General features: G+C 65.4%; 20 protein-coding genes. 7 read left to right on the forward strand and 13 right to left on the reverse strand.

Features of this window, described 5'->3' with window-relative positions:
- Positions 1-64: 64 nt before the first annotated feature.
- From gatB to rpsU, 5 genes are all read right to left on the reverse strand, one after another.
- A complete protein-coding gene (gatB, locus tag K4G67_RS00485; protein WP_239804458.1) occupies positions 65-1,561 on the reverse strand; it encodes an Asp-tRNA(Asn)/Glu-tRNA(Gln) amidotransferase subunit GatB in 1,497 nt (498 codons plus the stop codon).
- Positions 1,558-3,045: an Asp-tRNA(Asn)/Glu-tRNA(Gln) amidotransferase subunit GatA gene (gene gatA / locus K4G67_RS00490; RefSeq protein WP_239804459.1), complete on the reverse strand. Its 1,488-nt coding sequence runs from the start codon at positions 3,043-3,045 to the stop codon at positions 1,558-1,560. The genes gatB and gatA overlap by 4 nt, the downstream gene beginning before the upstream one ends.
- Complete coding sequence (gatC, locus tag K4G67_RS00495) at positions 3,045-3,347, reverse strand: Asp-tRNA(Asn)/Glu-tRNA(Gln) amidotransferase subunit GatC (protein WP_239804460.1); 303 nt, start codon at positions 3,345-3,347, stop codon at positions 3,045-3,047. Before gatC ends, gatA begins: the two co-directional genes overlap by 1 nt.
- Before the next feature lie 66 nt (positions 3,348-3,413).
- On the reverse strand, positions 3,414-3,977 hold the full coding sequence (locus K4G67_RS00500; RefSeq protein ID WP_239804461.1) for an FKBP-type peptidyl-prolyl cis-trans isomerase: 564 nt from the start codon (positions 3,975-3,977) through the stop codon (positions 3,414-3,416).
- A gap of 148 nt (positions 3,978-4,125) precedes the next feature.
- Positions 4,126-4,332, reverse strand: a complete 207-nt coding sequence (gene rpsU / locus K4G67_RS00505) for a 30S ribosomal protein S21 (protein ID WP_179408292.1) — start codon at positions 4,330-4,332, stop codon at positions 4,126-4,128.
- A gap of 341 nt (positions 4,333-4,673) precedes the next feature.
- Here rpsU and crcB point away from each other — a divergent pair, with 341 nt between their 5' ends.
- From crcB to K4G67_RS00530, 5 genes are read left to right on the forward strand one after another with little or no spacing between them, the layout of a single operon-like run.
- On the forward strand, positions 4,674-5,099 hold the full coding sequence (crcB, locus tag K4G67_RS00510; RefSeq protein ID WP_239804462.1) for a fluoride efflux transporter CrcB: 426 nt from the start codon (positions 4,674-4,676) through the stop codon (positions 5,097-5,099).
- Positions 5,096-6,364, forward strand: coding sequence for an RluA family pseudouridine synthase (locus K4G67_RS00515; RefSeq protein WP_239804463.1), 1,269 nt, complete (start codon positions 5,096-5,098; stop codon positions 6,362-6,364). The genes crcB and K4G67_RS00515 overlap by 4 nt, the downstream gene beginning before the upstream one ends.
- Entirely contained in the window at positions 6,361-7,017 is a 657-nt protein-coding gene (locus K4G67_RS00520) for an HAD-IA family hydrolase (protein ID WP_239804464.1), read from the forward strand. Before K4G67_RS00515 ends, K4G67_RS00520 begins: the two co-directional genes overlap by 4 nt.
- Entirely contained in the window at positions 7,014-7,229 is a 216-nt protein-coding gene (locus K4G67_RS00525; RefSeq protein WP_239804465.1) for a hypothetical protein, read from the forward strand. Before K4G67_RS00520 ends, K4G67_RS00525 begins: the two co-directional genes overlap by 4 nt.
- Positions 7,226-7,936: an ATP12 family chaperone protein gene (locus tag K4G67_RS00530; protein ID WP_239804466.1), complete on the forward strand. Its 711-nt coding sequence runs from the start codon at positions 7,226-7,228 to the stop codon at positions 7,934-7,936. Before K4G67_RS00525 ends, K4G67_RS00530 begins: the two co-directional genes overlap by 4 nt.
- Positions 7,937-7,977: 41 nt before the next feature.
- Here K4G67_RS00530 and K4G67_RS00535 read toward each other — a convergent pair whose 3' ends face one another.
- From K4G67_RS00535 to K4G67_RS00550, 4 genes are read right to left on the reverse strand one after another with little or no spacing between them, the layout of a single operon-like run.
- Complete coding sequence (locus K4G67_RS00535; protein ID WP_239804467.1) at positions 7,978-8,568, reverse strand: ABC-type transport auxiliary lipoprotein family protein; 591 nt, start codon at positions 8,566-8,568, stop codon at positions 7,978-7,980.
- A gap of 11 nt (positions 8,569-8,579) precedes the next feature.
- On the reverse strand, positions 8,580-9,524 hold the full coding sequence (locus K4G67_RS00540) for an MlaD family protein (RefSeq protein ID WP_239804468.1): 945 nt from the start codon (positions 9,522-9,524) through the stop codon (positions 8,580-8,582).
- A gap of 9 nt (positions 9,525-9,533) precedes the next feature.
- Complete coding sequence (locus tag K4G67_RS00545; RefSeq protein WP_239804541.1) at positions 9,534-10,409, reverse strand: ABC transporter ATP-binding protein; 876 nt, start codon at positions 10,407-10,409, stop codon at positions 9,534-9,536.
- A gap of 43 nt (positions 10,410-10,452) precedes the next feature.
- A complete protein-coding gene (locus K4G67_RS00550) occupies positions 10,453-11,562 on the reverse strand; it encodes an ABC transporter permease (RefSeq protein ID WP_239804542.1) in 1,110 nt (369 codons plus the stop codon).
- A 188-nt stretch (positions 11,563-11,750) separates the two neighbouring features.
- Between K4G67_RS00550 and K4G67_RS00555 the strand changes: the two genes are divergently transcribed.
- On the forward strand, positions 11,751-14,513 hold the full coding sequence (locus K4G67_RS00555) for a valine--tRNA ligase (protein WP_239804469.1): 2,763 nt from the start codon (positions 11,751-11,753) through the stop codon (positions 14,511-14,513).
- A gap of 24 nt (positions 14,514-14,537) precedes the next feature.
- Positions 14,538-15,281 carry a 7-carboxy-7-deazaguanine synthase QueE gene (locus tag K4G67_RS00560; protein ID WP_239804470.1) on the forward strand — a complete coding sequence of 248 codons (744 nt, stop codon included), beginning with the start codon at positions 14,538-14,540 and terminating at the stop codon, positions 15,279-15,281.
- Between the two features lie 15 nt (positions 15,282-15,296).
- Here the strand turns inward: K4G67_RS00560 and K4G67_RS00565 are convergent, their stop codons facing one another.
- The 4 genes from K4G67_RS00565 to K4G67_RS00580 form a co-directional block, all read right to left on the reverse strand.
- Complete coding sequence (locus K4G67_RS00565; RefSeq protein ID WP_239804471.1) at positions 15,297-16,970, reverse strand: ATP-binding protein; 1,674 nt, start codon at positions 16,968-16,970, stop codon at positions 15,297-15,299.
- Positions 16,971-17,065: 95 nt separating this feature from the next.
- A complete protein-coding gene (locus tag K4G67_RS00570; protein WP_239804472.1) occupies positions 17,066-17,836 on the reverse strand; it encodes a TIGR02186 family protein in 771 nt (256 codons plus the stop codon).
- Positions 17,833-18,750, reverse strand: coding sequence for a sulfite exporter TauE/SafE family protein (locus K4G67_RS00575; protein WP_239804473.1), 918 nt, complete (start codon positions 18,748-18,750; stop codon positions 17,833-17,835). Before K4G67_RS00575 ends, K4G67_RS00570 begins: the two co-directional genes overlap by 4 nt.
- Positions 18,751-18,879: 129 nt before the next feature.
- Complete coding sequence (locus K4G67_RS00580; RefSeq protein WP_239804474.1) at positions 18,880-19,851, reverse strand: hypothetical protein; 972 nt, start codon at positions 19,849-19,851, stop codon at positions 18,880-18,882.
- Between the last annotated feature and the right edge of the window lie 84 nt (positions 19,852-19,935).

Genomic DNA, 19,935 nt, shown 5'->3' on the forward strand with positions numbered 1-19,935 from the left:
AAGGAAAGGGCGCCGGAAATCGCTTCCGGCGCCCTTTTTCATGGTTCGCGGTATCGCGGGTGGGTTAGCCCAGCTTCTGTTTCAGAATGTCGTTCACGACCTGCGGGTTGGCCTTGCCCTGCATCGCCTTCATCGTCTGACCGACGAAGAAGCCGAAGAGCCGGTCCTTGCCGCCGCGATAGGCTTCGACCTTGTCCGGATTATCGGCGAGCACCTTGTCCACCGCCGCCTCGATCGCGCCGGTGTCGCTTTCCTGCTTCAACCCCTCGCGCTCGACGATTTCGCGTGCCCCATCGCCGGTTTCCAGCATGATTTCGAGCACCTGCTTCGCAATCGAGCCGGAAATCGTGCCATCCCCGATGAGCGCGAGAAGCTCGCCACCTTTTTCCGGCGTGACCGGGCTGTCGGACAGATCCTTGCCCAGCTTGTTGAGCGCACCGAACAATTCGCTCATCAGCCAGTTCGACGCCTGCTTTGCCACATCGGCTTGTGCCTTGCCCTGCTGCTCCGCCGCGGTGGCAAGCAGCTTTTCGAACCAGCGCGCAGTTTCGACCTCGGCCGTCAGCACCGCGGCATTATAGGGCGGCACGCCCAGCTCGTTCTCGTACCGCAGACGCTTCGCATCGGGCAGTTCGGGCAGGCTTTCGCGGCACGCGGCGAGAAACGCGTCGTCCAGTTCCAGCGGCAATAGGTCCGGATCGGGGAAGTAGCGATAATCGTGCGCGTCTTCCTTGCTGCGCATCGAACGCGTCGTGCCGGTATCGGGATCGAACAGGCGGGTTTCCTGCACGACCTTTCCGCCATCCTCGATCAGCTCGACCTGCCGGTTGGCCTCGTATTCGATCGTGGCCATGACGAAACGGACAGAATTGACGTTCTTCGTCTCGGTCCGGGTGCCGAATTCCTCGCCCGCACGGCGCACCGACACGTTCACGTCGGCACGCATGGAGCCTTCCTCCATATTGCCGTCGCACGAACCGACATAGCGCAGGATCGTGCGCAGCTTGCGGACATAGGCACCGGCTTCCGCGGGCGAGCGCATGTCGGGCTTCGACACGATCTCCATCAACGCGACGCCGCTCCGGTTGAGGTCGACATAGGACATCGTGGGATGCTGATCATGCATCAGCTTGCCCGCGTCCTGCTCGACATGGATGCGCTCCACCCCGATGCGCTTGGTGGAGTTTCCGGGGTCTTTTTCATCGAGCACGATGTCAAGATGACCCTCCCCCACGAGCGGGTGGTAAAGCTGGCTGATCTGGTAGCCTTGCGGCAGATCGGCGTAAAAGTAATTCTTCCGGTCGAAACGCGACCATGCATTGATCTGCGCATCGATGGCCATGCCGGTCCGCACCGCCTGCCGGATGCATTCGCGGTTCGGCACCGGCAACATGCCCGGCATCGCCGCATCGACGAGGCTGACCTGCGTGTTCGGCTCCGCGCCGAACGCCGTCGCCGCGCCGGAAAACAGCTTCGCCTTCGACGTCACCTGCGCGTGAACCTCAAGGCCGATGACGACCTCCCACTCACCCGTGGCGCCGTGAATCGTATAGGTGCTCATGCTTTCCACCATGTGTCGGGCCTGGCCGTGAAACCGGCACGCTGTTCGATGGCGAGCCCGGCATTCAAAACGCCCTGCTCGTCAAACCCCTTGCCAATGATCTGTAGACCCAGCGGCAGACCGTCGCGGTTCAACCCGGCCGGCACCGACATTGCGGGCAATCCGGCGAGCGAGGCGGGCACGGCGAACACGTCGTTGAGATACATCGAAAGCGGGTCCGAAACCTTGTCGCCAAGCGGAAACGCCGCCGAAGGGCACGTTGGCGCAAGGATCACGTCGCAGCTTTCCCAAGCCTTCGCGAAATCGTCGGCGATCAGCTGCCGCACCTTCTGCGCCTGCGTGTAATAGGCGTCGTAGAATCCGGCGCTCAGCACATAGGTGCCGATCATGATGCGGCGTTTCACTTCCTTGCCGAAACCGGCGGCGCGGGTCGCGGCATACATGTCCTGCAAGCCCGCCCCTTCGGGCAGGTCGCGCAATCCGTAACGCACTCCGTCATAACGCGCGAGATTCGACGACGCCTCCGCCGGCGCGATGATGTAATAGGCCGGCAGCGCATATTTCGTGTGCGGCAGCGAGATGTCCACGATCGTCGCGCCCGCATCCTTGAGCCACGCGATCCCGTCGTCCCAGCTTTTCGCGACGTCGGCGTCCATGCCGTCCATCCGGTATTCGCGGGGAATGCCGACGCGCTTGCCCGAAAGGTCGGGGTTCAGCCCTGCCTCCCATTCCGGGACCGGCGCGTCGAGGCTGGTCGAATCCTTGGGGTCGAACCCTGCCATCGCCTCCAGCATGATGGCGCAGTCGCGGGTGTCGCGCGCCATCGGTCCGGCCTGATCCAGGCTGGAGGCGAAGGCCACCACGCCCCAGCGCGAGCAGCGCCCATAGGTCGGCTTGATCCCGGTGATGCCGGTAAAGGCCGCGGGCTGGCGGATGGAGCCGCCGGTGTCGGTGCCGGTCGCCGCGGGGCACAGCCGGGCGGCGACCGCCGCACTCGACCCGCCGGACGAACCACCCGGCGCGAGCGGTGCATCGCTGTCCTTGGCGCGCCAGGGATTGACGACATTGCCAAATGCGCTCGTCTCGTTCGACGAACCCATCGCGAACTGATCGAGATTCAGCTTGCCGAGCATGCCCGCGCCCGCGTCCCACAGCTTTGCAGACACGGTGGATTCGTATTGCGGCACGAACCCTTCGAGGATGTGGCTTGCCGCCGTCGTCTGCGTACCGTCGGTGGCGAACAGGTCCTTCATCCCGATGGGTACGCCGCCCATCTTGCCGATATCCTGCCCCTTGGCCCGGCGCGCATCGACATTGCGCGCCGCGTCGAGCGCGCTGTCCGGCGTGGTCACGATGAAGGCGTTGAGATCGGACGCGGCGGCGACGGCGGCGTTGAATGCCTCGGCCACCTCGACCGCGGTGAAATCGCCATTGGCGATGCCGTCGCGAATCTGCGCAACGCCCATTTCGGTATGTTCGGTCATTATTCGATCACCTTAGGCACGCCGAAAAACCCGTGTTCGGGGGCCGGCGCATTGGCGAGCACCTTGTCGCGCACGCCGCCGCCCGTCTTGGGATCGGCATTCACGTCATCCTCGCGCAGGCGCAACGCATTGGGCACGACCGTGGCCATCGGCTCCACGCCGGTGACATCGACCTCGCCCAGCTGTTCGACCCAGCCGAGGATGTTGTTGAGTTCGGGGACCATGGCCTCGACTTCCGCATCGCTCATGGCGATGCGGGCGAGGCTGGCGATCTTGGTGACCGTTGCTTTATCGACTGACATGACACGCGCGTTAGCCAGACAGCCGCCGCTTGCCAAGCGGCTGTGTGGCCTGCGGCGTGTAAAAAATTACTCCGCCGGGGCAGGCTGCTGCGGCAAGGGCGCGGGAAGCGGTGCGGCCCCGCCGGGACCGCCCGGGCCGCCAAGACCCATGGCGCGAAGCTGCTCCTGCATCGCCTGAATTTCGGCCTGGCTGCGGAATTCGAGCAATTCGACGGTGAATTCGAGATCGCTGCCCGGCGGGATCACGCCGCCGCCAGCCCCTTCGTCGCCATAGGCGAGATCGGCGGGGATATTGACGACATAACGTCCGCCGGTCTGCATCCGGGTCAGCGCGTCGGCAAAGCCGGGCACGACGCCGCCAACCGGCATCGCGGCCTGCTCGCCGCTGTCGAAGACAGTCCCGTCGGGCAGGCGACCTTCGTAATTCACGAGCACGATATCGTCCATCGACGGGCTCGGCCCCTCGCCCGCGGCAAGGGTATCGACCGTCACGCCTTCATAGCGCGAGGCCCATGCCACGCCGGCGGCGAGCAGGACGGCAATCGCGATGCCGATCCAGAGCTTGGTGAGGATGCCCTTGCCGATGGGCTGCAACGGTACGCGGGTGACTTCGGCCATGATCTTCCCCATTCTTGAACGACGGTCGGTTTTGCGAAAGCCCCGCCATGGCGGGCAGCAAAAAGGGCGCCGGAAATATCTGGCGCCCTGATGGCTCATGCAGGCGGCGGCGACAAGAGGCTTTGTGCCGTGCCGCCCGCCCTCATGCAAAGGCTATGGCTTAACGCACGCCATCGCGTTCGGCGCGCTTGCGCTCGAGCTTGCGGGCGCGGCGCACGGCGGCGGCCTTTTCGCGAGCGCGCTTCTCGCTCGGCTTTTCGTAGTGGCGGCGCAATTTCATTTCGCGATACACGCCTTCCCGCTGAAGCTTCTTCTTCAGCGCACGAAGGGCCTGGTCGACATTGTTATCGCGAACCATGATTTGCATATTCTGAAACTACCTCACATCTGTTGTCAGTTCGGCCAATGATGCCACCGCCGGTAGGGCCGGCCCGCACGCACCTTGACTCGATGAAAAACGAATCACATTGCCAGAAAAGCCCGAATTCAACGAAAAACCGGCCATAGCTGGCGGCGCCGCTACCACCCGCAATGCGGAAAAGCAAGCGCCGGAACCGGTATGATATACCACGTATCGCGCGATCGCGCAAATCCGGGCCGGCCCGGACGGCGAGCAGCAGAAACGCCGCTTTTTTCCGCAAAGTTCGCAGGGGAGCGGCGAGACGCCCCTTTCGCATTGGCGCGGCAACGCGTAAGGCGCTCATGATAATGAACCAGACCACCATGAACCACCCATCGCCTCTCTTCGCATCGTTTCTCGTCGCCGCAGGCGGTGGGACCGGGGCCGTGCTGCGCTATCAGATCGGCCGCGCGATCACCGCGCTTTTCCCAGGGGCGAGCGGAAGCTTCCCCTGGCCGACGCTGGCCGCCAACGTGCTCGGCAGCCTTGCCATGGGCGTGTTGATCGGGTGGCTCGCGCGGGGCGGGGGCGCAATTGACAGCGAGCCGTGGCGTCTGCTCCTCGGCGTGGGACTGCTCGGCGGTTTTACCACGTTTTCCTCGTTCAGCCTCGAACTCGTCATGCTGTGGGAACGCGGTGCGGCGCTCGCGGCGGTGACCTATGCAATGGTGTCGGTGATCGCCGGGTTCGCGGGATTGTTCGTCGGGCTTTCGATCATGCGGGTGGCTGCATGAGCGCACCCCACGATCCGAACGCCAAGGGCGATCCCGGCCAGAAGGGCGATCCCCGCGACAATAGCGACACTGTCCGGCAATTCGTGGTCAGCCGCGACGACGCGGGCATCCGGCTCGACCGCTGGTTCAAGCGCAACCTGCCGCAGATCGGCTTTGCCACCATCTCGCGCTGGGCGCGGACGGGGCAGGTTCGGGTCGATGGCGGGCGGGTCAAACCTGACGACAGGCTCGAACCCGGACAGCAGATCCGCGTACCGCCGGGCGGCGAATCGACCGCCGGTGCCCCGCGCGAACGGCGCCCGCTGACCGAAGAGCAGCTGGACCAGGCGGACGCGATGCTGCTCCACCGCGATCGCGCGGCCATCGTGCTGAACAAGCCGCCCGGCCTCGCGACGCAAGGCGGCACGGGCACGCATCAACATGTCGACGGCCTGCTCGACGCCTATACGCAGGGGGGTGTCAAGGCACCGCGGCCCCGGCTCGTCCACCGGCTCGACAAGGATACGTCGGGCGTTCTTCTGATCGCCGCAACACCGGGTAGCGCCGCGTTCTTTTCAAAACGGTTCTCGGGCCGCTCGGCCAAGAAGATCTACTGGGCGCTGGTGGTCGGCGTGCCGAAGGTGCCGCACGGGGTGATCGACCTCGCGCTTGCCAAGCAACCGGGCACCGGCGGCGAAAAGATGATGCCGGACGAAGGCGGACAACCCGCCAAGACCCGCTATCGCGTGGTCGAACGTGCCGGCAATCGCGCGGCCTGGCTGGAGCTGGAGCCGCTGACCGGCCGCACGCATCAGCTTCGCGTCCATCTCGCCGCGATCGGACACCCCATCGTGGGCGATGGCAAATATGGCGCGCAGGACGCCTTTTTGACCGGATCGATCAGCCGCAAGATGCATCTCCATGCCCGGCGCCTGATCATCGACCATCCCGACGGCGTGGCGCTCGACGTGACGGCACCGCTGCCCGAACATTTCGCCGCCAGCATGGAGCAGCTCGGCTTCGATCCCGCGTTGAGCGATGCGGAGCCGGAAACCGGCCCGCCCCCGCCGCCCCGCGAAATCCTCAAGCAGCAGGCACGCCGCCACGCCAAACAGGTGCGCAAGGACAAGCGCGGCGAACGGCGCGGACGCGCCGGCGTAAAGAGCAGTTCGGGCGGCAAGCCCAAGTCCCGCCCCGGCAAGACGGCCGCCCCCACCCGCCCCGGCGCGAAACGCAGCGGCCCCCCACAGGGCCGCAAGCCGGGCGGAAAGCCGAGGAAGCCATGAACCGGCTGGCGATTTTCGATTGCGACGGCACGCTCGTCGATGGGCAGGCGAACGTCTGTGATGCGATGGAGGAAGCCTTTGCCGCCTCCGGCTTGCAGGCGCCCGACCGGCTCGCGATCCGCCGCGCCGTCGGCTTGTCGCTGCCGCAGGCCATGGCGCACCTCCTTCCCGAAGGCGATGCGGTGCAACACGAAATGCTGGCCGAACGCTACCGGCTGGCCTTTCGCACCCATCGCGAGCGCGGGCTGGTGGACGAACCGCTTTACGATGGCATGGCGATGTTGCTGCGCCATCTGCACGCGGCGGGCTGGACGCTGGCGGTTGCCACGGGAAAATCGGATCGCGGTCTGGCCCATTGTCTGGCCCATCATGGCATCACCGATCTTTTCGAAAGCCTGCAGACCGCCGACCGGCATCCGTCAAAGCCGCATCCATCGATGATCGACCGCATTCTGGGCGATACCGGCATGGGCGCGGATCAGGCCATCATGATCGGGGATACCAGCTTCGACATGCTGATGGCCGATGCCGCCGGCGTTCGCGGGATCGGGGTCGCATGGGGTTATCATGCGCCGGATGAATTGATGGCGGCGGGCGCCGATGCGGTGGCGAACGACATGGACGACCTTCAAAAACTGCTGGGCGCGGCGTGAGCGATCCTGCGGCGCGGCGGTTCTTCGTGATACAGGCGGTGCGGGTGGCCGGGGTCATCATGGCCATCTGGGGATTGTCGGCCAGCTATGGCCGGGCGCCCTGGCTCGGCGACGCGCCCGCGTGGGTGGGTGCGATGGTGCTGGCGGCGGGGACGGCGGTGGCGCTCATCGGGCCGCGGCTGCTCGCGCGCAAATGGCGGAGTGGTTCGTGAAGCGATTTTATAGCGATGTGCATGTCGACGCGCTCGAGGGCGGATGGCAGCTGCGGCTCGACACGCGGGCGCTCAAAACCGCAGGCGGCGCGCCGCAGATCGTGCCGAGCCGCGACCTTGCCGATGCGCTGGCCGATGAATGGCGCGCGCAGGGTGACGAGATCGACCCGACCCGCTTTCCACTGCGCGACATGGCGGATTATGCGATCGACCGTGTCGCGCCCGACCGGCCGGCGACCATCGGCAAGCTGCTCAGCTATGCCGAAACCGATACGCTGTGCTATCGCGCGGACGAGGGCGACGCCCTGCGCACGCGGCAGGACGAGGCGTGGGAGCCATTGCTGTTAGATGCCGAGCGACGGTATGGCGTGCGGTTCGAGAGGATCGGCGGTATCATCCACCGTCGGCAGCCGGACGCGACCATGGCGCGCCTTCGCGAGGAGCTTTCGCAATTCGGGCCGTTCGTGCTGACCGGCCTGCTCAATCTTGCCGGGCTCGCCTGCTCGCTCACCGTAGCGATGGCAGCGCTTGGCGAGGATGCCGATGATGGTGCCGATGCCGACGCGCTTTGGGCGATCGCCAATCTGGAGGAGGATTGGCAGGCGGTGCAGTGGGGCTGGGATTCAGAGGCGCTGGAAAACCGGAACCGCCGTTTTGCCGCATTTGCGCTGGCGCTGACATTCGCACGCCTGTCGCGCCGCGGCTGAGCGGGCGCTCCGGCGGTGTGCCGGATGCCTGTCCGCGGTAATTACTGCGCCATCCAGTTCGCGATTTCCATCGCCACATTATTGGCGGCCTGGTTCAGGGCGGGGGCGACCGCGGCGGCCTCGGGCGCGATGCCGGGCACCGAACTTGAAAACCGCCGGGAGACGACCTCGCGCCCTTCCTCGATCCGGATGGCGTCATAGGTGACGGTAACGCTGCTGTCTCGTGCGTCATAGCCCATTTCGATCAGCCGGCCGTGAAGCCGGATGCGCGGTTCGGCGCCGGGCTCGATCCCTTCGAATACCAGCCGGCCGGTCTGCGCCCGCAATGTCTCGGCAAGGAGATGCTGCATCAGCCGCGTGGGCCTATCCACCAGGAACGCGTTTTCAAGATAGGCGATGCCCGTGTCGTCAATCCGCACCGGCACCCGTTTCGCATTCAGCCTGTCCTCGGTTTCCGCCTCCATGACGGCGATGGCGGTGCGCGCTTCGCCGGTGCTGTTCGTGCCCGCCGGGGCCACCGCCTGCGACGTGAGGCCGATGAGCTGTTCGGGCGCATCGCCGCCGCCGATGCTGACGCAGGCCGGCAGAAGGCCGAACAGGGCCAGCGGGGCGGCGATACGGGTGATACGCATGGGAGGCATCCTCAATTGTCGGGTTCGTATGTGGGCAGCTTCTGCCCGCCGATCAGTCCGGTCGCACCCTGATCGTCAAGCTTTTCGGTAATCGTGCGCAGCGAGCGTGTCGTCGTGCGCAATTCGCGGATCGCGGCCTCCGCCTCCGGCAGCGTGCCGGTCCTGATCTGCTGTGCCGCGGGCCGGATATCGGCGAGCGTCGCCTCCAGCTCCTCCATCGCGCCGTTCGCGGTGCGAAGCGTCACGCGCAATTCGTCCGCGATCGATCCGCCTTCCTGATTGATGACCTTGTCGGTGGAGGCGGCGACCTTTTCGAACTGGGCCAGCGTCATGTTCGCCTGGCGCAAAGTGGCCTGCAATTCGGCCATGGTCTGATCGATCCGCGGGCTCGTATCGGCGAGCGTGTCGGTCAGCCGCTCGGTATTTTGAAGAATGCCGGTCAGCGCCTGCTGATTGTCGTCCGACAATGTCATCGTCAACCGTTCGGTCAGGGTCGAGAGGCGTTCGAGCAGAAGCGGCGCATTCGACAGGATCTCGCCAAGTCCGCCGCGACGGGTCGGTATGACGGGCACGCCTTCGGGTCCGATCTCGGTAATCGGCGGGGCACCGCGAACCGCGCCCTCCATCTGAATCGTGGAAACGCCGGTAAAACTGCCCTGCATCGTGGCCGTGGTGCCCTGAAGAATGGGGACGCTTTCGTCGATCTCGATCCGCACGCGCACGAATTCGGGATCCTTGTCCCAAAGCCTGATTTCCCGCACCTGACCCACCGGCACGCCGGAATAGGCCACCTGCGATCCACGGGCGAGGCCGCTGACCGATTGGCTGAAGAAGATGTCGTATTCCTGCTGCGCCCCCTCGTTCAACCGGGCGAGCCAGACGATGAACCCGGCCAGAAGGGCCAGCAGGATGAGCGTGACCGCCCCGACCCAGATATGATTTGCGCGCGTTTCCATCGCGATGTCCTATGCCTTGTCCATGGTCGGGTTGTCCACTTGCGCGTGGTCGTCGCCCCCGGCGCGTTCCTGCGTTTCCTCGCGCAGGTCGGTAGCCTGTGCGGCGCGTCCGCGCGGACCGTTGAAATATTCCTGAATCCATGGGTGATTGGTTTCGAGCAATTCGGGAATCGTGCCGACCGCCGTCACCTTTTTATCCGCCAGCACCGCGACGCGGTCGCAAATGGCGTAAAGCGTGTCGAGATCGTGGGTGATGAGAAACACGGTCAGGCCGAGCGTATCGGTCAATTCCCGCGTCAATGTGTCGAATGCCGCCGCCCCGATCGGGTCCAGCCCCGCCGTCGGCTCATCCAGAAACAGGAGTTCGGGATCGAGCGCGAGCGCACGCGCGAGCCCGGCGCGTTTCTTCATGCCGCCCGACAATTCGGACGGGAATTTGCTCGTCGCTTCCTCCGGAAGACCGGACAGCCGCACCTTGTAGCGGGCGATTTCGTGGCGCAGTTCCGGGGTCAGCTCGGGAAAGAACTGACGCAGCGGCACCTCCACGTTTTCGGCCACGGTCAGGGTCGAGAACAGGGCGCCGCCCTGAAACAATACGCCCCAGCGTGAGCGGATATTGATGTCGGCGTCGTCCGAAGCCTCCGTGATGGAGCGTCCCAGCACCTCGATCGAGCCTTCGTTGGGCACCTGCAACCCGATGATGGAGCGCATGAGCACCGATTTGCCCGTGCCCGATCCGCCGACCACGCCGATAATTTCGCCGCGCCGGACATTGAGGTCGAGCCCTTCGTGCACCGTTTGCGAACCGAACCGGTTGACCAGCCCCTTCACCACGATGGGATATTCGCCGGTGAACGTGGGCGGGACATATTCCGCCTCGTTCATGGCGCGCTTCATCAGCTTTCTGGCCCGTGCGCTGCTCATCGCGTCAATCCCAACCCAGATTGCTGAAAAACACGGCGAAGAACGCGTCGAGCACGATGACCATGAAAATGCCCTGCACCACCGCGACGGTCGTGCGCAGGCCGACATCCTCGGCGTTGCCCTTCACCTGCATGCCCTGATAACAACCCGCGATGCCGATGATCAGGCCAAAGACCGGCGCCTTGATCAGGCTGATGTAAAGGTCGGTGATCGGCACCACCTCGCGCACGCGCAAAAGAAACGTCCAGAACGGAATGTCGAGCGCGAAATTCGCAATGAACGCGCCGCCGATGATCGCCAATACCGACGAATAGAACCCCAGGATCGGCATCAAGAACACAACCGCCAGAATGCGCGGCATCACCAGCCGCTCCATCGGTGAGACACCGATGGTCCGCATCGCGTCCACTTCCTCGGTCAGGCGCATCGTGCCGATCTGCGCGGCAAAGGCGCTCCCCGAACGGCCCGCCACCATGATCGCGGTCATCAACACGCCCAGCTCGCGCAGCGACAGCCGCCCGGTCAGGTTGATGGTGTAGATTTCGGCGCCGAACTGCTGCAACTGCACCGCACCCTGCTGCGCGATGACGATCCCGATGAGAAAGCTCATCAAGCCGACGATGGGCAATGCGGCGACGCCGACCACCTCGAACTGCCGGACCATGGCGGTAAAGGGGAACCGGCGCGGATGGCGCATCAGCGTGAAAGACGCAGACACCACCGCGCCAAAGAAACCGACGACGCCCTTGATCCCGCTGCCGAAATTGTCGACCGCCTCCCCGACGGCGGCGGGCACGCGTTCGACGGGGCCGGGCCGCGGCGGGGCGATCGCCGCATCGCTCCTCGCGTCCTGCACAGCGGAAATCAGCCGTTCGGCCTTTTCGCTCGTGCCGCGCAGTTCGGCATCAAAATGCCCCGCGGCACGCGACACGGTCCAGGCGCCGACGGTATCGATTTCGGTGATATCGGCAATGTCGATGATATCGAGCGGTTCGTCGATTTCGCGCAGCCGATGATCGAGCGGCCCCACCGACGACACCGTCAGCGGCCCACTGATTTTCAATGTGCGGCCACCCTCCGCATCGATCGTATCGAAATCTGCCCATTCGCGCATAGCCATGCTCATGGGCGAAATCACCGCCCGCGACAAGCGTTTCGTAAAGGCGTCGCGCATGGTCGGTCCGTTTCCGGACTTTGCCCGGGCCATAGTTCCACCCCGCCGATCAGTCGCGGCGCGACGCGGGCGCCGCGCGTTGCGCTATCCCCTTGCCCCCCTCGCCCGCCGCTGGCAAAGCGCGGGCCATGACGACGCACGAAACCGACACGCCCGCCTCCGCCGACCAGGCCGATACCGGCGCCCTGCCCAAGACGTTCGACCCCGCCGGCATCGAGGCGCGCTGGTATGCGCATTGGGAAGACACCGGCCTGTTCCGGCCCGAGCGCCCGGATGCGAAGCCCTTCACCATCGTCAACCCGCCGCCCAATGTGACGGGATCGCTGCATATCGGCCACGCGCTCGACAATACGTTGCAGGATATCATGGTCCGTTACGAACGGCTGCGCGGCAAGGATGCGCTCTGGGTCGTGGGCACCGACCATGCAGGCATCGCGACGCAGATGCTGGTGGAGCGCAAGCTCGAAGCGGCGGGCGACAAGCGCACCAACCATTCGCGGGAGGATTTCATCGCGAAGGTATGGAAGTGGAAGGAAGAAAGCGGCGGTACCATCACCGGGCAATTGCGGCGGCTGGGCTGTTCCATGGACTGGAGCCGGGAGCAGTTCACGATGGACCCGCATTTCACGCAAGCGGTGCTCAAGGTGTTCGTCGACCTGCACGAACGCGGGCTGATCTACCGCGACAAGCGGCTGGTGAACTGGGATCCGAAGCTCAAGACCGCGATCTCCGATCTCGAGGTCGAGACGAAGGATGTGGCGGGCGGCTTCTGGCACTTCCGCTATCCGCTGGCCGATGGCGCGGTGCTCGCCGACGGGCGCGATTATATCGAGGTGGCGACGACCCGCCCCGAAACCATGCTCGCCGACATGGCCGTCGCGGTGCACCCGGACGACGACCGCTATGCCAGCGTGGTGGGCAAGGAAATCGTTCTGCCGATCACCGGGCGGCGCATTCCCATCGTCGCCGACGAACATGCCGACCCGCAGCTGGGCAGCGGCGCGGTCAAGATCACGCCGGGCCACGATTTCAACGATTTCGAGGTCGGCAAGCGCGCTGGCTTCAAACCCGCCGACATGCTCAACATGCTCGATGGCGAGGGCAATGTGGTGCAGACCGCCGACGGACGCGTGCCCAAGGAATTCATCGGCCTGCACCGGTTCCGCCGCGACGGCACCGACGGCGCACGCGAAGCGGTGGTGCAGCGGATGAAGGCCGACGGTTTCCTCATTCCCCGTGTCACGAAGGACGCCGACGGCACCGCGGTTGAGCACGATGCCGAACCGCGCACCATCGCCACCCCCTATGGCGACCGCGGCGGCGTGGTGATCGAGCCCTGGCTGACCGATCAATGGTATGTCGATGCCGCGACGCTTGCCAAACCCGCGATCGAGGCGGTGCGTTCGGGCGCGATCGAAATCGTGCCGAAGACATGGGAAAAGACGTATTTCAACTGGATGGAGAACATTCAGCCGTGGTGCGTGTCGCGCCAGCTGTGGTGGGGGCACCGGATCCCGGCGTGGTATGACGCCGATGGCACGCCCTATGTCGCCATGACCGAGGAGGACGCGCAGGCGAAGGCGGGCGCGGGCACGGTGCTGACCCGCGACAATGACGTGCTCGACACCTGGTTCTCCTCCGCCCTGTGGCCGTTCGCGACGCTGGGCTGGCCGGAGAAGACCGAGCTTCTCGCCAAGCATTACCCCAATGATCTGCTGATTTCCGGCTTCGACATATTGTTCTTCTGGGACGCGCGCATGGCGATGCAGGGGATCGAATTCATGGGCGAAGCCCCGTGGAAACGGCTTTATCTCCATGGCCTCGTCCGGGCCGCGGATGGCGCGAAAATGTCGAAGTCGAAGGGCAATGTCGTCGATCCGCTCGGCCTGATCGAGCAGTATGGCGCCGATGCGCTGCGTTTCTTCATGGCGGCGATGGAAAGCCAGGGCCGCGACGTAAAGATGGATGAAAAGCGCGTCGAGGGGTATCGCAATTTCGCGACGAAGCTCTGGAACGCGACGCGATTCTGCCAGGCGAACGGCATTGGCGCATCGCAAACCATCGCCGCGCCGCCCGCGAGCAGCGCGGTCAATCGCTGGATCACCGGCGCCGTCGTCGCGGTGCAGGGCGAACTGGACCGGGCGCTGGCCGATCTGCGCTTCGATGCGGCGGCCAATGCGATCTACCATTTCGTGTGGGACGATTTCTGCGACTGGTATGTGGAGCTGATCAAGCCGGCGCCGGGCGGCGAGATGGATGCCGAAACCCGCGCCGTCGCGGGCTGGGTGCTCGACCAGATTTTCGTGATGCTGCACCCGTTCATGCCCTTCATCACCGAGGAACTGTGGCATGCGCAGGGGAAACGCCCCTATGAATTGATCGTGGCGCAATGGCCCCGCCCCGATGCCGCCGTCGATGCCGACGCGAAGGCCGAGGTCGAATGGCTGATCGCTCTTGTGAGCAATCTGCGCGCGGCGAAGAACGAGCTTGGCATCGCGCCGGGCGCCCGGCTCGACGCCTATCTGGCCGAGCCGTCCGCCGCCGGTCGCCGCGCGATCGAGCGCAACGCCGCCGCGATCGAACGTGTCGCGCGCCTGTCGTCGGTGCAATTCGCGCCCGCGCCCTCCGGCCCGGCGATGCAGGTCGGCGCGGGTGAGGATGTATTCGTCATCCCCCTCGAAGGGGTGATCGACATCGCGGCGGAACGCGCGCGCCTCGAAAAGGCGAAAACCAGTGCGCAGAAGGAAGCCGACAGCCTTGCCAAACGGCTCGACAATCCGAAATTCGTTGAAAAGGCGAAGCCCGAAGCGGTCGAAAAGGCCCGCGCCGATCACGCCCACCACGTGGCGGAGGCGGAGCGGCTCGACGCGGCGCTGGCGCGACTGGGATAAGGCCGGGCGCATGATGATACGCATATGCTGACGCTCGCCACCGTCACGCCGGGCGAACCCGAAATCTTCGCCTCGTTACAGGGCGAAGGCCCGTCGACCGGGCGGCCCAGCGTGTTCGCGCGATTGTCGCGGTGCAATCTCGCCTGCGTATGGTGCGACACGGCCTATACCTGGCATTTCACCGGGGACGAACGCCCGCATCGCGGGGGCGAGACATATGCGCGGCCCGCCAATCAGCTTGCCATGGCGGAGGCCGAGGTCGCGCGCCGCGTGCTGGGTGCCGGCGCGGACCGGCTTGTTCTCACAGGGGGCGAACCCTTGCTGCAAGGGGCGGCGCTGGCCCGCATGGTGGGCCTTGTGAAAGAATCGCGGCCCGATTTCCATGTCGAGGTCGAAACGAACGGTACCGTTGCCGCGCCCGCCGCGCTCGACCCGCTTATCGATCAATATAACGTCAGCCCGAAACTCGCGCATAGCGGCAATCCGGCGAGCCTCGCGCTGCTGCCCGACCGGATCGCGGCCTATGCCGCAGACGCGCGTGCCTTCTTCAAATTCGTTGTCGCGAACGAGGCCGACGCCCGCACCGTATTGAGCCTGCGCGACGAATTCGGCATGGCTTCGGACCGCCTCTTCCTCATGCCCGAAGGGACGGACAGCGCGACCTTGCGCGAACGGATGCAATGGCTGGCACCGTTTTGCCAGCGGCACGGCCTTCGCCTGTCGGACAGGCTCCACATTCACCTCTACGGCGATACGCGCGGGACCTGAACGCGCTCGCGCCTCCTATCTCGATTGCGCGCGCCAGCGTTCCACGATGCGCTCCACCGCCTCGCATTCGCCGCCGGTCTCGTTCCACAATTCGGCAAAGCTGGGATCGTCGGAGGCGGGGCGCTTTTCCTCCTCCAGATCGTCGAAGGTCACCCGCATCGGAATGGCCGTGCCTTCGCCGCACACGATGCATTCGCGATTGCGCAGAGCCGGTATCGCGGCAAGGAAACCACGCGCGCCTTCCGGCATGGCGGCTTTCACGAAATCCTGATCCCGCTCGTTATTGAGGCGCATCGACAATATGGTCCCGCATTGCGAGAGCACCCCTTCGGCAAGGTCGGAGGGACGCTGCGTAATGAGGCCGAGCGAGATGCCGTATTTGCGCCCTTCCTTCGCAATCCGCGAAAGAATGCGCCCGACCGACGACCCGTCCGCATTGCGTTCGTTCGGCACATATCGGTGTGCCTCCTCGCATACCAGGAGGATCGGCCGCGTCTTTTCATCGCGCCCCCAGATGGCGAAATCGAACACCAGCCGCGACAGCACGGCCACCACCGTGCTGGTGATTTCGGACGGAACGCCCGATACGTCGATGATCGAAATGGGTTTGCCCGCGCCCGGCATGCGGAAAATCCGTTGCAGGAACCCCGCCATCGTATCGGCGACCAGCATGCCGGAAAACATGAACTGATACCGCGGATCGGTCTTGATCTCGTCGATCTTGCTTTTCACCCGCATGAAGGGCGCGGTATTGGTCGCCTTGTCGAGCTTGCCCATTTCGGCGCTTATCGCCCCCGTAAGGTCGGACAGGAGGTAGGGGATCGGCGCGTCCACCGTCAGCTTGCCGATCTTTTCGGCGAGCCTGTTCTTCGACCGCGCGTGCAGCAGGCATTTGGCGAGGATGTCCATGTCCGCCTGCCGGTCCGGACCTTCATTGGTGATGAAAACCTCGCAATGTTCCTCGAAATTCATGAGCCAGTACGGCATGCGCAGGTTCGTCACGTCGAGAATTTCGCCATTGCCCGCAAAGGCGGCGGAATATTCGCCGTGCGGGTCGATCATCACGACATGGCCTTCCGGCGCCATCTGGCAAATGCGGTGGAGGATGAGCGCCGCACTCGTCGATTTGCCGGTGCCGGTGGAGCCGAGCAGCGCGAAATGCTTGCCCAGCATCGCGTCGACATACAGGCCCGCGCGGATATTGCGGGTGGGAAACACCTTGCCGATCTGAATATTGGGGCGCCCGTCGCTGGCGTAAATCTGCTCCAGATCGGAGTTGGTCGCGGGGTATACCTCTGCGCCGGGGACGGGATACTGGCTGATGCCGCGGCGAAAACCGCGGATCCGGTTGGTGACCCGTTCGTGCTGCCCCTCCCCCAGAAAGTCGATCTCGGCGATGATCCGGCCCGTCGCCATGTCCTGTTTCTGTGTGCGGACATTGGCCAGAAGCCAGTTCGACCCGGCCCGCACCTTGATCTGGCTCCCGACGAGGCCGGCAAGCTGTACGGTCGGGTCCTCGTCGCCGGCACAGGCCTTCAACGCCTCCGGGTCTAGCAGGGCGCGCGACGAATCGCCGGCGATGTCGCACACCGTGCCGATCGGCCGGGACGCCGCGCCGGATGGCGACACGGCGGCATCCGGCGCGGTGGCGGCGGGATCGGCGACGAATTGCGAAACCATGTCGTTCATTGGACGATACCATTCTCGATAGACTGAAACCTTCGTCCACGAGTGCTATCGCCGCAGGGTTAACGCCCCCTAAACGCCGGGCGGATCGCGGCGCGTCACGCCATCGCGAACAATCGTCCGGCGCCCCACCCCATCAGGACCGACAACACCACGGCCGTCAGGCCATAGAGAAACGCCTGCCGGATGGAGAACAGCTCGATCCCGCGTTCGAAGCCGCGTTTGACCACCGTGACCTCGCTCGTGGCGGAGGCGACGACGCGGCCATCGGAAATGGCGAAGGTTTCGGCGGTATATTCGCCGGTGATCACGCTCGACGGAAGGGGGATGCGCGCCTGGTACAGGACATCCCCGCTGATCGTGACGCCATCGTCGTCCTGCCGGTAAAGGCCGGAGGCGACGCGCTTTTCCACGAGGCCGGCGGCAAAGCGGACCTGTTCCTCGGGATCGATCGTGCCGATGGGCGACAATTGCAGCCAGCGCAGCCCGAGCTCGTAAATGGCCGCGGTGCGTTCATCGACGATGGCATCGATCGGCCGCGACGACGCCAGCGCATAAAACGACGGAGCCGAGCGCAGATTGGTGCTGTCGGCATTGATCCACATGCCCAGACGCTTCTGCTTTTCGCGCAGGGTGATCGATTGCAGCGGACCTTTAAGCACGACGACGATGTCATATTGCCGGTCCGGATCGGGACGCGTCCCGTCGGGTTCGAGAATCGCCCCGTAAAGGAGCAGGTCCGCCCCGGTGAAACCCTGTCGCACGACGATCTCATGCTGCGATATTTCCGGCACCAGGATCGGGTCGCGCGCCCCGGTCGCGGCCACAAGAATGAAAAGCCCCGCAACAATGCGCCAAAGCCGCCTCACAACGGTTCCACCGTATAGATTTCGGAGGGCCGGAACGTCAGTCCCACCGCCATGCCGAGCGCCACGGCAAGCACCAGGACCGCGAGCACCAGCCGCAGGATTTCGGGCCGCGCATTGGACGCGAACCGCGCCCCCACCTGCGCCCCCGTCACCGAGCCGAGCAGCAGCAGCGCGGCCAGCACGATATCGACCGCCCGCGTGGTAAGCGCGTGCATCATCGTCGTCGCCATCGTCACGAACAGGATCTGAAACAGCGAGGTGCCGACCACGACCTGCGCACTCATCCCCAGCACGTAGAGCATAGCGGGCACGAGCAGAAACCCACCGCCGATCCCCATCAGCATGGTGAGAATCCCCACCCCCGTGCCGAGCAGGAGCGGCGCCAGCGGGGAGATATAAAGACCGGAGCGATAGAACCGCCACCGCAGCGGCAGTGTCGCGACGAGCGGATGGTGCCGCCGTTTCGTTGCCGGTTTGGCAAAGCGGGAAAGATGGCGCGAAAACACCTGCGGCACCGATTCGCGCGCCATCACGATGCCGATACTGCCGAGCACGACGACATAGAGGATGTTGATCACGACATCGATCTGACCCAGCGCGGAAAGCAGGTTGAACAGCACGGCGCCGATGGCGGTGCCGATGACGCCGCCCGCCACCATCACGCCGCCGATCTGAAAATCGATACCGCCGCGCCGCGCATGGGCAAAGGCGCCGGATACGCTGGCCCCGGTCACCTGGCTCGCGGCGGAGGCGGCGGCCACGGTCGGCGGCACGCCGTAAAAGATCAGCAGCGGTGTGGTCAGGAATCCGCCGCCCACGCCGAACACGCCCGAAAGCAGCCCGGTCAGACCGCCCAGAAGGACGATGACCAGACCGTTTACCGAAAGATTCGCAATCGGGAGATAGACATCCATCGCCGGCCGCCGGAATTGCCGCCAACGAATGGGCGGCTATGGCGGCTTATGCACAAATGCTGCGCCTGTGTCTGCACCCGGCGGGCTGTTTTTGCCGGTTAATTTGCTGCGGTTGCGCAATCGTGGCGATCAGAACCCCGCCGACAGCGTAAGCACGGGGCCGGAGCCCGGCTCCGCATCGCCCGCCACCCTTTGCCGCCAGTCGACCGCGATGCGGGCAAAGCCTGGCCCGACGGGAACGACCGCGGCAATCGTCGGCCCGATATCGACGCGCGCCGCGCCGCTCTGCGCGCCGGCCCATGCCCCGGCGCCAGTGCGCACGGAACCGGACCCAAGCTGCATGATTTCCCGCGACAGGCGGACCTGCCCGTCGGCGAAGGCCGTCGCATCGCGCCCACCGACATAGCCCGCCTGCGCATAGCTGTCCGCCTCGATACCGAGGGGGAGCGACACGGGCGGCGGGCCGGCAACGGCGACGATGGCGGGCCGCGCCCGCGTGTCGTTTGCAAATTGCCCGATCCGCGCCTCGGCCAGTATTTCGACCGGCACAGGCGATAGCGGCCTTACCCCGATGCCGAGGGCAAGCTCGTCCTGACGCGGGCCGTCGAGGGCGGTCGTGACGCGGGCATGGGCGCGCGGGGCACGTCCGCCCGACGAACCGAGGCGATAGCGCACGATTGCGCCGGCCTGGCTCCCGCCATAGGATGACGCCCCGATCCCCGCCGCCGCGACCCCGCTCTCCCGCAGCAGCACCCACCCATCCGCGGACCAGCGCGATGCCCACAGCCTCGCCGGCCCGGTCGCCGGACCGCCGGGGACGCCCGCTGCCCCGTCGCGATCGCGCCGTATCGGCGTCGTTACGGGTTGCGGGGGCGGGCCTGCGGATGGGGCGCCGTTCGCACGCGCATCCTTCGGTAAAGTATCCTTGCGACCGCTGGCGGATGGTGCGACGGCACGCGGGATCGCGGTGCCATGCGCGAACCGGGGCACTTTAGACAGGCCCGATGCCATGGGGAACGGCGGACCTGCCCCCCGACGGAGCGTATAGGGAGGGTCGCCGCCGACGCCATGGGACAGACCATAAGTGCGATCGAGCACCATGGTTTCGTCCGCAGGCCCGCCCCCCGCGCCGTTGGAACCGGGCCCGTGCCCCTGCGACTTGCGGTCCCCTCCGACGGCACCGAT

Source organism: Croceicoccus hydrothermalis (genome assembly GCF_022378335.1).
Classification (GTDB): Bacteria; Pseudomonadota; Alphaproteobacteria; order Sphingomonadales; family Sphingomonadaceae; genus Croceicoccus; species Croceicoccus hydrothermalis.